This is a genomic window from Xanthomonas sontii (assembly GCF_040529055.1).
Classification (GTDB): Bacteria; Pseudomonadota; Gammaproteobacteria; order Xanthomonadales; family Xanthomonadaceae; genus Xanthomonas_A; species Xanthomonas_A sontii.
This window is the reverse complement of sequence record NZ_CP132342.1, coordinates 2064757-2078505: the sequence shown is the minus strand read 5'-3', so window position 1 is coordinate 2078505 and position 13749 is coordinate 2064757. Positions and strand designations below refer to the sequence as shown.

The following is a 13749-nucleotide window of genomic DNA, read 5'->3' as shown; positions in this document are numbered from 1 at the left end:
GCGCTACGGTCGTCGCTCCCGCCTGCCCTGCGTTGCGAGCCGTCCCTGTGAGCCCTGCCCCGATTGCCCTGTATCCGGACCTGCGCGACCGGGCCGTGCTGGTGATCGGCGGCGGCGCGGCCGCCGAGCGCCAGTTGCAGACACTGCTCGCCGCCGGCGCCCTGCCACGGGTGGTCGCGCCGACCCTGACCCCGGGCTTGCATGCGCTGGCCGCGCAGGGACGGCTGGCCTGGCTGCAAGGCGCCTTCGACAGCGCCTGGCTGGACAGCATCTGGTACCTGATCGCCGCAAGCGAGGACACCATGGCCAACCGCCAGGCGCTGCAGGCCGCGGCCGCGCGGCGGGTGCTGGCGCAAGCCGTGCCAGCCGAGCCGGCGTCCGCGGCCAATGCCGCTGCCGCCGAGACCGCCGCACAGCAGGCGCTGCCGCTGCGCCCAGGCAGCGTGACCCTGGTCGGCGCCGGGCCCGGCGATCCCGGCCTGCTCACCGGCCACGCGCTGCACGCCCTGCGCCAGGCCGACGTGGTCCTGCACGACCGCCTGGTCAGCGCCGCGATCCTGCAGCTCGTGCCGGCCGGCACCGAGCGCATCGCCGTCGGTAAGTCGGCCGACGGCCATAGCGTGGCGCAGGAGCAGATCCATGCCTTGCTGCTGGAACACGCGCGGCGCGGACGCCGGGTGGTGCGGCTGAAGGGCGGCGACCCGTTCGTGTTCGGCCGCGGCGGCGAGGAACTGGAATACCTGCGCGCGCACGGCGTGGACTACGCGGTGGTGCCCGGCATCACCGCCGCGCTGGCCTGCGCCGCCTACGCCGGCATCCCGCTGACCCATCGCGACCACGCGCAATCGCTGCGCCTGGTCACCGCGCACTGCAAGGCCTCGCTGGACACGCTGGACTGGGCCGCGCTGGCACAGGAGCGGCAGACGCTGGCGGTGTACATGGGCGTGGCCGGCCTGGACACGGTGCGCACGCGCCTGCTCGCCGCCGGTCGCGCCGCCAGCACGCCGTTCGCGCTGGTCGAGAACGGCTCGCGTGCCGAGCAGCGGGTGGTGCGCGGCACCCTCGCCGACCTGCCCGACACCGCCCGCGCGCATGCCGTGCGTGCGCCGGCGCTGCTGATCCTGGGCGAGGTGGCCGCGCTGGCCGACGCCCTGCACTGGTTCGGCACCGCCCCGCTGCACGCGCTGCCCTCACCTTCCCCGAAGCAGGCGGCGCCTACCCTGGCCCACGCCGCCTGACCCGCCCCCCATTCCCGGAGACCTTGCCCATGGCCATCTACGACAACATCCTCGACACCATCGGCCACACCCCGATCGTCAAGCTGCAGCGGCTGGCGCCGGCGCACGTGGACCTGTACGTCAAGGTCGAAGCCTTCAATCCCGGCGGCTCGGTCAAGGACCGCCTGGCCCTGGCGATCGTGCTCGACGCCGAGGCGCGCGGCCTGCTCAAGCCCGGCGACACCATCGTCGAAGCGACCTCCGGCAATACCGGCGTGGCGCTGGCGATGGTCGCCGCCGCACGCGGCTACAAGTTCGTGGCGACGATGGTGGAGACCTTCTCGATCGAGCGCCGCAAGCTGATGCGCGCCTACGGCGCCAAGGTGATTCTGACCCCGGCCGCCGAGCGCGGCAGCGGCATGGTGCGCAAGGCCGAGGAACTGGCCAGGCAGCACGGCTGGTTCCTGGCCCGGCAGTTCGCCAACCCGGCCAATCCGGCCTACCACCGCAGCACCACCGCCGCGGAAATCCTGCGCGACTTCGCCGGCCGCCGGCTCGACCATTTCGTCAGCGGCTGGGGCACTGGCGGCACCCTCACCGGCGTCGGCGAAGTGCTGCGGCTCGCGCGTCCGGAAGTACACATCACCGCCACCGAACCGGTCGGCGCGGCCCTGCTGCAGGGCCAGGAGTGGAAGCCGCACAAGATCCAGGGCTGGACGCCGGATTTCGTGCCCGAGGTGCTCAACCGCGAGGTCTACGACGAGGTGCTGAGCGTGGAAGACACCGACGCCATCACGGTGTCGCGCCGCCTCGCCGCCGAGGAAGGCATCTTCACCGGCATCTCCGGCGGCGGCACGGTGGCCACCGCGCTGCGTGTGGCCGAAACCGCGGCGCCCGGCGCGGTGATCCTGGCGATGCTGCCGGATACCGGCGAGCGCTACTTCTCCACGCCGCTGTTCGCCGACATCAACGAAGGCAGCGACGACGACTGGCTGGCCGGCCTGCCGTAAGCGCGCAGCGGCAGGCATGCGCCCTGGCGCTGCCGCATCGGCGCGGCATCGCTATTGTGCGTGCGGATCGAAGTACGCCGTCCACGATATCGGCGCGGCGCGCAGGCTGGCCGCGTGCCGGAACGCGGCCATGGCTTCGGCCTGCTGGCCCACGTTGAGCAAGGCCACGCCCAGATTGAAGTAGGTGCTGCGATCGTCGGACTGCAGGCGCACGGCGCGGCGCAGTGCCGCCGCTGCCCGCCGGTAGTGCCCGCGATCGCACAGCACCGCGCCCAGACAGGTGAGCGGGCGTGGATCGGCGGGTGCCGCTCTGGCCGCGGCGCGCACAAGTGCCTCGGCCTCGGCCAGCAGCGCATCGGCACGCTGCGGCTCCCGGAACGCTGCCATGACCAAGGCCTTCGCCTGCGCGAGGCGGTCGTCGGGCACGGATACGCTCATGCCGGCACACCGCAGGCCGGCGTCCCGCCTGCCCCGCACGCGAGCGGCAGGACGACGAGCCCGCTGCGCACCAAGACGCCGTGGCGTGCAGCGGACTGCACATCCGCATGCGCCATGCCTCAGCCCGGCAGCGGCGCGCCCAGCGCCGGCGGCTGCGGCGCGGTCAGCCGCTCCACCAGCAACTGCTCGATGGCGGCCACGTCGACCTCGCGCACCACCTGCTGCGCCTGCTCGCCCAGGCCCGGCTGGTAGCCCGGCGCCCACGACAGGATGTCGCCATAGCCGGCGCCGAACTCGGTGTTGGTGTCCACGTACAGCGTCTCGCTGACGGTAGCCAGTTCCGGGCGCAGCCACACCGCGGTGGCCAGTTCGTCCCACATCGGGAAGCCCGGTTCGCGCCGGCGCAGCGCATGGCCGATCGGCGTGTCGGCGGCGCCCATCCGCGCCAGCAGTTGCGGGGTCAGTTCGGTGGCGGTGGACGGATCCACCGGCACCATCACCATGCGCCGCCACGGCGCGCGCATCACGATGCTGGCCGCCTCCGGATCCCAGCGGATGTTGAACTCGCGCCGCGGCGAATTGACGAACTCGCGCGCGAACTGCGCCGCCGACACGCTGTCGCGGCGCTGCCGCGGATTGAGGCTGCCGCCCATGTACACCAGTTCCTTGGCCAGCGTGGCGAAGTCGGGATCGAGCCGCTGCGCCAGGGCCAGATTGGTCAGCGGCCCGGTGGCGACGATGCTGACCTCGCCGGGGAACTCGCGCACCTTGCGGATCATGAACAAGGCGGCCGGCTCGCTGGCCGCCTGCACCACGGTGGGATTGCCCAGCGGCAAGTCCGGGACCACGTCGTGCGCGTGGTAGCGCGGTGCGCTCTGCACGGTGTCGTGCTCGACCCACTGCCGGGTCCAGGCGCCCTTCCACAGCAACTTGCCGTACAGCGCTTCCCAGCGCTCGGTGGCCACCTCGCTGTTGAGCAGCGGGAACACCGGGCCGGGCAGCACCGGCACTTCGCCGCGCCCGGCGATCTCGAGCAGGCGCCGGGTATGCGCCAGCGCTTCGTCGCGCCAGATGTTGCCGCTGACCACCGAGATGCCCAGCACCTCCACCTCGGGCGATTGCAGCAGCAACAGCTGCGCGGGAGTGAAGCCGTCGATGTCGTCTTCGAGGATGACCCGGCGGCGCGGGGCGGCGGTGCTGCTGGCGGAAGCGATTGGCATGAGGCAGGACAGTGGTGGCGGAAGGGGGACGACCGGCGCGTCGGGTGCGATCGACGCGGAACGACGCGACACGTCGAACGCAAGCGTCTGCGACGTACCGCACGGGCGCTAGGGTAATCGGGTTTGCGCGCACTGCCACGCACGACGAGGCACTGCCGGGTCGCGCCCGTGCCCATTCGTGACGCGCGCGCGCGGACGCCGTGGGCAGCCGCGTAAACTTGCGCGGCCGCAACCGAACCAGGGAAGGACTGCATGCACGACCGAACCGACCGCACCGATCCACCGCCCGCACGCGCGCAAGCGCGCGTGCCGTTGCTGGTGCGCACGACCTCGCCGGCGCATTTCCTGCTGGCGCTGCTGCTCGGCGCCAGCCTGCAGCACGCGCTGCCGTTGCCGTTGCCGCAGGGCGCTGCACTGGCCTGGCTGCAACTGGGCGGCGGCGCCGTCGCGCTCGCCGGCCTGCTGCTGGCGTGCTGGTGCTTCGTGCTGTTCGCGCGCGACCGCACCACCCTGCTGCCCGAGCGCGCGCCCTCGCACCTGGTCTGCCACGGGCCCTACCGGCTGACCCGCAACCCGATGTACGTCAGCCTGACCCTGAGTTACCTCGGCCTGAGCGTGCAGATCGGCTGGCCGTGGTCGGCGCTGTTGCTGCCCTTGCCGCTGCTGGCCTTGCAGCGGGTGGTCATCCCCTACGAGGAAGCGCGCCTGCGCGAACGCTTCGGCAGTGCCTATGCGCGCTACTGCGCGCAGGTCGCGCGCTGGCTGTAGCCACTGGCCGCGTCGGCATGCCTCAGCGCGCCAGCCACCAGGCCGCCGCCGCAGCCAGCAACAGCGCCAGCAGCACCCAACGCCAGGCCCCACCACGGTCGCCGGCGGCCACGGTCGAGGCAGCCCCCAGCGTCGGCGCCGAGCGCAGATGCCGCTGCACCATCTCCAGTGCCTCGCGCAGCGACATGTCCGGATAGTGCTCGAACACCAGCTTGGCAGCCGTGCGCCGCTCGCCGCGGCGCAGCGCCAGTTCCGCCGCCGGAGGCAGGCGCCGTTCCTCGGTCGGCGTTTGCGCCGGGGCCGACGTTGCCGGTGTCGCGCCTGCTGCGGCAGCGGAGGCGTGGCGGTCGAGCATCTCCGTCACCGTGCGCGCCGCGCCGGCCAGCAGCCAGGCATCGACCTGCTCCTTCGCACTGCGCAGGTCCATGCCGCTGTGCGCGCGCAGCAGCTTGATCGCTTTGATGATCTGGCCCTGCGCGAGGGCATCGGCGACCTGTGGCGGCGGCGGGTTCGGGTTCATGTCGCAAGTGCTGAGATGGGAGCGCGTCAGTCTTGCCGCTGGCCGGTTAAGCGGCCGTGGCAGCGCGCGGCGGCGGTGGCGACACCCTCACGCATCCATCATTCGGCTCCCCTAAAGATCGGCGCATGAAGATCGAAATCTGGCAAGGCGACATCACCCAGCTCGACGTGGACGCGATCGTCAACGCCGCCAACGAGTCCCTGCTCGGTGGCGGCGGCGTGGACGGCGCCATCCACCGTGCCGCCGGCCCGGAACTGCTGGAAGAATGCCGGCGCCTGCCGGAACTCAAGCCGGGCGTACGCTGCCCGGTCGGCGAGGTGCGCGCCACCGCGGGTCACCAGCTCAAGGCGCGGCACGTGCTGCATACCGTCGGTCCGGTGTGGCGCGACGGCGCCCACAACGAACCGGCCTTGCTCGCAAACTGCTACTGGCGCGCCCTGCGCCTGGCCGAGCAGATGGGCCTGCACTCGGTGGCGTTTCCGGCGATCAGCTGCGGCGTCTACGGTTACCCGCTGCACCAGGCCGCGCGTATCGCGGTGGCCGAGACCGACGCCTGGCAGCGCGCGCATGCGGTGCCCAAGCGGATCATCCTGGTGGCCTACAACGACGCCACCGCCAAGGCGTACCGGCAGGCGTTGCGCGACGCGCAGTGCGCCACTGCAGCCTGAGCGGTCGACCCGGACGCTCTCAGAGATCCGGCGACTACCCGCGAATCACCACAGGGCCTGCGTTCCACCCGGGCGCAGGCACGCCCTGATTCACTGAGATGGCGGCCGCCCAGCGCCCGGCGCTGGCACAGCGTGCTGTGGGGATTATCCCGACACCGTGTCGGGGGGCCGTGCAAAGAGTGATCGCGCGCTCAGATTCGCTCAGATTGATCGGCGGTGGGAAGGCTACATTGCGCGAGCCTCAACCCTAACGCCACCTTAACACCATGACGATTTCTTGCCGTCCGCGTCCGAGTACGCTGGCGAATGCCCTGTTCGTGCTTCCGTGGGCCGCCGGCCTGGCCTTGACGCTGACCTGCGCGACGGCGCTGGCCCAGGAGGCCGCCCCGGCCACCGGTACCAGCACCAACGACGCCGCGGCGCCGATCGCGGTACAGGCGATCCGCGTCACTGGCGTCGGCGACCATCCGCGCGAGCAGATCGATCCGGCGCGCCTGCAGGCGCTGGCCGACGCCCGCCTGCGCGCACTCGGCGGCGGCACGCTGCCGGCCCAGCTCAGCTTCGCGCAACTGCAGCAGATCGCCGACACGCTGACCCAGGCCTACCGCCAGGCCGGCTTCCTGGTCGCCCGGGCATATCTGCCGGTGCAGACCCTGGGGCCGGACCAGGTGGTCGAGATCCGCGTGGTCGAAGGCCGGGTCGGCAAGATCACCGTCGAGGGCGCGCGCCGCTACGACGACCGCCTGATCGCCAGCCCTGCCCTGGCCCTGCAGGGCCAGATCCTGCGCCAGCAGGATCTGCAGTCGGCGCTGCTGTACACCCGCGACCTGCCGGGCGTGTCCGCCACCTCCGTGCTCAAGCCCGGCGCCAACCCCGGCGAGACCGACGTGGTGATCCAGGCCAGCGAGGAGCGCCCGCTGCAGGTCAGCGTCGGCGCCAGCAACTACGGCACCCCGAGCATCGGCCGCTACCGCGCCCAGGTGGGTGTGGACTGGAACAACCCGCTCGGTCTGGGCGACCACCTGTCCGCCAGCTACGCCTATGCGCTGGATCCGGCCAATACCTGGCAGGGCAGCCTCGCCTACCAGGTGCCGATCGCCGGCGTCGACGGCCTCAGCGCCAGCGCGTCCTACACGCGCAGCGTGGTCAACCTCGACAACGGCGCGTTCGCCGCGCTCGACATCCAGGGCCCGACCCAGCAGAGCGCGCTGGGCCTGGACTGGAAGTTCGTCAATTCCGATGCCTGGCGCGTGCAGAGCTGGCTGCACCTGGTCAAGGAAAGCTCGCGCCTGCAGGGCCTGGGCGTGCTGCTGTCCAAGCAGAAATTCGACGTGGCCGAACTCGGCACCAGCGTGCGCCACGACGACCGCCGGCTCCACGCCATCGACCTGCTGCAGCTCAGCGTGCGCGGCGCGCTCGACGACGATTCGCCGCAGACCGATTACCTGTACGCCCGCCACGACCGCCACTTCACCGTCGCGCGCCTGAGCTACACCCGGCTGCAGGGGCTGACCGCCACGCAACGCCTGCAGCTGCGCGTCAACGGCCAGTACAGCGACGACACCCTGACCCCGCTGGAGCAGTTCTCGCTGGGCGGACCGACCAGCGTGCGCGCCTTCCCGCTCGGCGCCGCGCTCGGCGACCGCGGCTTCGACTCCGGCCTGGAGTACCAGGTGGACGCACCAGGCTTCGCCAGCGCCGCCTCGCCGTTCGGCGGCCACGCCTGGGGTCAGCTGCTGACCGCCAGCGTGTTCTACGACTACGGCCGGGTCTACCCGAACGGCGCCAACCGCGCGGTGTACGACAGCGTCACCACCTTCGAGGGCGCCGGCGTCGGCCTCAGCTTCCGGCTGCCCGACTGGCACGGACTCTCGTTCGATCTGGCCGCGGCCAAGCCCACCGGCACCACCAAGCCGGGCGACGGCAAGGATGTGCGCTACTGGGCCCGCTTCGGCCTGACCTTCTGACCTGGGGATCTCCATGAACCGCATCTACCGCCTCGTCTTCAACCGCCACCTCGGCGTGCTCCAGGTCGCCTCCGAAGTCGCCACCGGCCACGCCGGCGCCACCGGCACCGGCACCGGCGCGGCGCGTCTGGCCGCGCCGCTGCTGCCCTTCGCCCTGGCCTGTGCGCTGGCCGCGCCGGCTCACGCCAGCGGCGTGCCGTCGCTGTCCAGCGCCACCGGCGCCACCGTGTCGCAGAACGGCGGCACGCTGCAGATCGACCAGAACGCGGCCAAGGCGGTGCTGAACTGGAACAGCTTCAACGTCGGCAAGGACGCCAGCGTGGTGTTCGTGCAGCCGTCCAGCTCGGCGGTGGCGCTCAACCTGATCGATGCCAGCCGCGGCGCCAGCGTGATCGACGGCAGCCTGCGCGCCAACGGCAATGTGTTCCTGATCAACTCCGCCGGCATCCTGTTCGGCAACCACGCGCAGGTGAACGTCGGCGGCCTGGTCGCCAGTTCGCTGGGCCTGGCCGGCGACGACGACAGCGGCTACCTGCTCGCGCGGGGCGACCATGGCGCCGCCAGCGTGGTCAACCAGGGCAGCATCCGCGCCGGCAACGGCGGCTCGGTCAATCTCGTCGGCAACCATGTCGCCAACCGCGGCAGCATCAGCGCCGACGGCGGCGCCATCCGCCTGCTCTCCGCCGATCAGGTCAAGGTGACCATGGACGCGGCCGGCGCGATCGGCATGCAGATGGTCGCGGCGGCCAGCCAGTCGGTGGACGGCGCGGCGGCGGCGGTGGAGAACAGCGGCACGCTGCGCGCCAATGGCGGGCAGATCCTGCTGCAGGCCGGCAGCACCGGGCTGTCGCAGTTGCTGGTCAACAACACCGGCGCGCTCGAAGCCACCGGCATCGACACCTCCGGCGGCAGCGTGCGCCTGGTCGGCAGCGGCGGCGACGTGGCCAGCAGCGGCCGCATCGATGTCTCCGGCACCCGCGGCGGCAGCGTGCAGGTGCTGTCCGATGGCGCGGTGAACGTCGCTGGCCGCATCGACGCCAGCGGCACCGCGGCCGGCGGCAGCGTGCGCATCGGCGGCGGCTACCAGGGCGGCGAACAGTTGCAACACGCCAGTGCGGCCACGGTCGCCGACGGCGCGCTGCTCGATGCCAGCGCGACCGGCCAGGGCAACGGCGGCTCCATCGTGGTCTGGTCCGATGGCCACACCGCGGTGCACGGCGCGTTGCGCGCCGATGCGGCCGGCAGCGGCAACGGCGGCCTGCTCGAAACCAGCGGCCACACCGTCGACTTCTCCGGCATCGCCGTCGGCGCCAAGGGCGCCGGCCACGGCAGCGCCGGCACCTGGCTGGTCGATCCGGAAGACCTGACCGTGGACAGCGCGGCCGCCAGCACCATCAGCGGCGCGTTGAACGGCGGCACCAACGTCACCCTGCTCACCTCCAGCACCAACGCCAGCGGCCCGGGCACCGTGAGCAACGGCAGCGGCGACATCAACGTCAATGCGGCGATCGGCTGGAGCGGCAACTCCACGCTGACCCTGGACGCCTACCACAGCATCTATCTCAATGCCGCCGTCACCGCCACCGGCAACACGGCCGGCCTGGTGCTCAACTACGGCGGCTACACCGACAACGGCACCGTCGGCGGCACGGGCGACTACTACGTCAACACCCCCGTCTCGCTCGGCGGCGCGCACGCCAGCCTGGCGATCAACGGGCAGGCGTACACGCTGATCCACTCGCTGGCCGACGCGGCCACCTATTTCAACAGCCCGGGCGCCTATGCGTTGGCCCAGGACATCGACCTGGCCGGCGTCACCCGCAGCAGCGCCCTGGTGTCCTCCTTCCAGAGCAAGCTGGCCGGCCTGGGCCACAGCATCAACAACCTGACCATCTCCGGCGCCAGCGGCTACGTCGGCCTGTTCGGCACCACCAGCAGCAACAGCCTCATCCGCGATGTGCACCTGGGCAACGTCTCCATCTCCGGCGGCTATTACGTCGGCGGCCTGGTCGGCTACGGCCAGGGCGCGATCAAGAACGTCACCGTCGACGGCGTGGTGAGCGGCACCTCGGGCGGCATCGGCGGATTGGCCGGCTACAACCTGGGTTTGATCGACAATGGCGTGTTCAACGGCAGCGTCAACGGGCAAAACACCGTCGGCGGCGTAGCGGGCAACAACGTCGGCGCCACGATCCGCAATTCCCACAGCACCGGCAGCGTGACCGGCAGCTCCAGCAACACCGGCGGCCTGGTCGGCTACAACGACGGCGGCAGCCTGACCAACACGTATTCCACCAGCACCGTGAGCGGCACCAGTTCCGTCGGCGGCCTCGTCGGAACCAACCAGAACGCCGGCTCGATCAAGAACAGCTACGCCACCGGCAGCGTGACCGGCAGCAGTTCCATGGTCGGCGGGCTGGTCGGCATGAACTACCAGAGCACCATCACCAACACCTACGCCACCGGCAGCGTCACCGCAACGGCCTCGGTGGGCGGGCTCGTGGGCGTCAATAATGCGGGCGGTGCCAGCGTCAGCTCCAGCAGCGTCAGCAACAGCTACGCCACGGGTGCCGTCATCAGCACCAACAACAACAACGTGGGCGGACTGATCGGCGCCAATTCGGGCAGCGTCAGCAATGCGTCGTGGGACGTCGACAGCACCGGCCAGGCCAATGCCATCAGCAGCGGAGGCGGCGGCAGCGCCACCAATCTGACCAGCTTCGGCAGCAACAACCGTTACAGCCACAGCACCTACGGCAATCTCGGCACCTGGGCGTTGCTCGCCGGCACCAGCAACGTCTACGTCGCCAGCGATGGCGTCGGCAGTCCGGCCTGGATCATGATCGAGGGGCAGACGCGCCCGTTCCTGGCCAGCGAGTACAGCACCACCATCGGCAACGCACACCAGTTGCAGTTGATGGCGTACAACATGGCGGCCAACTACAGCCTGTCGGCCGACATCGATGCCAGCCAGACCGCCGGCAGCAACGCCAGCGGCATGTGGAGCAGCGCCGGCTTCAGTCCGGTCGGCGACAGCAACAACGCCTTCACCGGCAGCCTCGATGGCACAAACCACACCATTTCCGGGCTGACCATCGCCCGCGGCGGCACGTCCTACGTCGGCCTGTTCGGCAACACCGGCGCTGCCAGCCGGATCCTCAACCTCGCCCTGACCGGCACCACCGTCACCGGCACCGCCTACGTGGGCGGCGTCGCCGGCTTCAATGCCGGCACGCTCAGCGGCATCCGCGTCACCGGCACCATGAGCGGCACCGGCAACTTCATCGGCGGCATCACCGGCTACAACAATGCCGGGACGATCACCGGCGCGCAGACCAGCGGCAACGTGGTCGGCAGCGGCGGCCCCTACAGCGGCAACTACGTCGGCGGACTGATCGGCAGCAACGCCAGCGGCACGATCAACGCGTCGTCCTCGTCGAGCACGGTCTCCGGCGGCAGCAGTGTCGGCGGCCTGGTCGGCAACGACTACCAGGGCAACTACAGCAACGTGCAGGCCAGCGGCAGCGCGACCAGCACCAGCACTGCCAGCGGCGACCATGTCGGCGGGCTGATCGGCAACGCCAATCAGAGCCAGATCCAGAACGCCTCGGCCAGCGGCAACGTCACCGCGACCACCACGCATGCGGGCGGTCTGCTAGGCCAGGCGTCCACCGCTACCCTCACCAATGTGCAGGCCAGCGGGAGCGTCTCCGGCTCGAACTACGTCGGCGGGCTGATCGGAGTGGCGAACAGGGGGACCATCACGAACGCGCACGCGACCGGTGGCGCATCGGGAGTCAGCTATGTCGGCGGACTGGTCGGTAACCTCTTCAGCACAAGCCTCAGCGACGCTTACGCCGTCGGCGATGTTTCCGGCACGTGGTACATCGGCGGGCTGGTCGGGTACAACTCTCGAGGCAGTCTGGCCCGTGTCTATGCCACTGGTTTCATCGCCGCCACCGAGTATGCGGGCGGCCTGGTCGGTTACAACCTGACCGGCACCATCAACGCGGCCTATGCCGGCGGCCGTGGCGTGATCGGCACCCAGTATCTCGGCGGTCTGGTCGGCTATAACGATGGCGGCATCATCAACGCCAGCTACGCCATCGGCGACATAGGCGGCAGCAACGCCGTCGGCGGCCTGGTCGGCACCAACAGTGGCACGATCAACGCCAGCTTCTTCGCCACCGACATCGGCGGTAATCCGATCAACGCCGGCCTGCGCTTGGCGGGCAGCAACACCGGCAGCATCGATGCGATCAGCGGCGGCAGGTCCTGGAGCGCGTTGAACACGCTGTCCACGTTTACCGATGCCGGCTGGGCGATCGACAACCGCGGCGGCACCGGCCAGACCTGGCGCCTGTACGAACACATGGGCACGCCGCTGCTGCGCAGCTTCCTGACCCCGTTGACAATCGGCACCAGCCTCTCCGGGCTCGACAAGACCTACGACGGCAACGGTGTCAGCGGCACGATCTCGTCCTACACGGCCGGCGGCGCCTTCAACCCCAGCTTGCTGTTCGGATCGTCGCTGCGCTACGCGACCGCAGGCAATGGCGTCGGCAGCTATACCACCGGCAACGGCATGCTGCAGATCGGTGGCCTGGCGTCCTCGCAGCAGGGCTACGACATCGGCTACGTGGTCTCCGGCGGCATCGCCATCACCCCGGCGACGCTGACAGTGACGGCGACCTCGGGCTCCAAGACCTACGGCAGCACCCTCAACCTCAGCGGCTACCGCGTTTCCGGTCTGATCGGCAGCGACAGCGTCTCCGGGGTCGCGCTGGGCAGCGCGGGCGCCGGTAGCGGCGCCGCAGTGGGCAACTATGCCGTCACCGCCTCCGGCGCGACCGGCGCAGGGCTGTCCAACTACGTCGTCAACTACGTCGACGGCAGCCTGCGCGTCGATCCGGCGACGCTGCGCATCGTCGCCAACGACGCCAACAAGACCTACGGCGGCACCGTCACCCTCAGCGGCTACAGCGTTTCGGGCCTGCTCAACGGCGACACCGTCTCCGGCGTCGCCCTGGGCAGCGCCGGTGCCGGTGCCGGCGCCGCGGTCGGCAACTACGCCATCACCGCCTCCGGCGCGACCGGCGCCGGGCTGTCCAACTACGTCGTCAGCTACGTCGACGGCAGCCTGCGCGTCGATCCGGCAACCCTGCGCATCGTCGCCAACGACGCCAGCAAGACCTACGGCGGCATCATCAACCTCAGTGGCTACAGCGTTTCAGGCCTGCTCAACGGCGACACCGTTTCCGGCGTCGCCCTGGGCAGCGCCGGCGCCGGTGCCGGCGCCGCGGTCGGCAACTACGCCATCACCGCCTCCGGCGCGACCGGCGCCGGGCTGTCCAACTACGTCGTCAGCTACGTCGACGGCAGCCTCCGCGTCGATCCGGCCACCTTGCGCATCGTCGCCAGCGATGCCAGCAAGACCGTCGGCAGCACCGCCACCCTCACCGGCTACCGTGTCTCCGGCCTGCTCAACCGCGACACCGTCTCCGGCGTCGCACTGAACAGTGCCGGTGCCGGCAGCGGCGCCGCGGTCGGCAACTACGCCATCACCGCCTCCGGCGCCACCGGCGCAGGGCTGTCCAACTACACCATCAGCTACGTCGATGGCCTGTTGAACGTGGTCGCCGGCAACGGCGATGGCGGCGGCGCTGTCCAGTTGCCGACCACCACCGTGCAGGCGATCAACACCTCGGTCGCCGCCGCCACGGTGACCAGCGATGCCGGCAGCACGACAGAGACCAGTCCGCAAAAGGCCGAGGAGACGGCCAGGCAACTGGCGGCCGCGGCACATGGCGGCAGCAGCGGCACCGTGACGGCCGCCACCGACTCGATCCTGATCGTCGACGGCGGCATCCGCGCCCCGGCGGTCGCCTGCAGCCCGGGCGCGTCCAACGCCTCCGCGGACAGCTGCATCATCCGGCAGTAG

Annotated in this window: 9 protein-coding genes; 6 read left to right on the top strand and 3 right to left on the bottom strand. The window is 70.8% G+C overall.

The annotated features are described in order from the left end of the window. Positions 1-47: 47 nt before the first annotated feature. The gene (gene cobA / locus RAB70_RS08795; protein WP_148828507.1) at positions 48-1238 is read left to right on the top strand and encodes a uroporphyrinogen-III C-methyltransferase; all 1191 of its coding nucleotides are present in this window, start codon (positions 48-50) and stop codon (positions 1236-1238) included. A gap of 29 nt (positions 1239-1267) precedes the next feature. Further along, complete coding sequence (gene cysK / locus RAB70_RS08790) at positions 1268-2227, top strand: cysteine synthase A (protein WP_148828508.1); 960 nt, start codon at positions 1268-1270, stop codon at positions 2225-2227. 51 nt (positions 2228-2278) lie between these two features. On the opposite strand, the gene RAB70_RS08785 is transcribed toward cysK, so the two are convergent. Together RAB70_RS08785 and RAB70_RS08780 are read right to left on the bottom strand one after the other, a co-directional pair. Continuing rightward, complete coding sequence (locus RAB70_RS08785) at positions 2279-2665, bottom strand: tetratricopeptide repeat protein (RefSeq protein ID WP_148828509.1); 387 nt, start codon at positions 2663-2665, stop codon at positions 2279-2281. 119 nt (positions 2666-2784) lie between these two features. Then, complete coding sequence (locus tag RAB70_RS08780) at positions 2785-3885, bottom strand: nucleoside hydrolase (protein ID WP_043094962.1); 1101 nt, start codon at positions 3883-3885, stop codon at positions 2785-2787. 252 nt (positions 3886-4137) lie between these two features. Between RAB70_RS08780 and RAB70_RS08775 the strand changes: the two genes are divergently transcribed. Then, positions 4138-4653, top strand: coding sequence for an isoprenylcysteine carboxylmethyltransferase family protein (locus RAB70_RS08775; protein WP_017908605.1), 516 nt, complete (start codon positions 4138-4140; stop codon positions 4651-4653). Between the two features lie 22 nt (positions 4654-4675). Here the strand turns inward: RAB70_RS08775 and RAB70_RS08770 are convergent, their stop codons facing one another. After that, positions 4676-5173, bottom strand: coding sequence for a hypothetical protein (locus RAB70_RS08770; RefSeq protein WP_043094959.1), 498 nt, complete (start codon positions 5171-5173; stop codon positions 4676-4678). A 125-nt stretch (positions 5174-5298) separates the two neighbouring features. On the opposite strand from RAB70_RS08770, the gene RAB70_RS08765 reads away from it, so the two are divergent. From RAB70_RS08765 to RAB70_RS08755, 3 genes are all read left to right on the top strand, one after another. Continuing rightward, on the top strand, positions 5299-5841 hold the full coding sequence (locus RAB70_RS08765) for an O-acetyl-ADP-ribose deacetylase (protein ID WP_017912991.1): 543 nt from the start codon (positions 5299-5301) through the stop codon (positions 5839-5841). 266 nt (positions 5842-6107) lie between these two features. Then, the gene (locus RAB70_RS08760) at positions 6108-7808 is read left to right on the top strand and encodes a ShlB/FhaC/HecB family hemolysin secretion/activation protein (protein ID WP_148828510.1); all 1701 of its coding nucleotides are present in this window, start codon (positions 6108-6110) and stop codon (positions 7806-7808) included. A 13-nt stretch (positions 7809-7821) separates the two neighbouring features. Further along, positions 7822-13749 carry an MBG domain-containing protein gene (locus RAB70_RS08755; protein WP_148830397.1) on the top strand — a complete coding sequence of 1976 codons (5928 nt, stop codon included), beginning with the start codon at positions 7822-7824 and terminating at the stop codon, positions 13747-13749.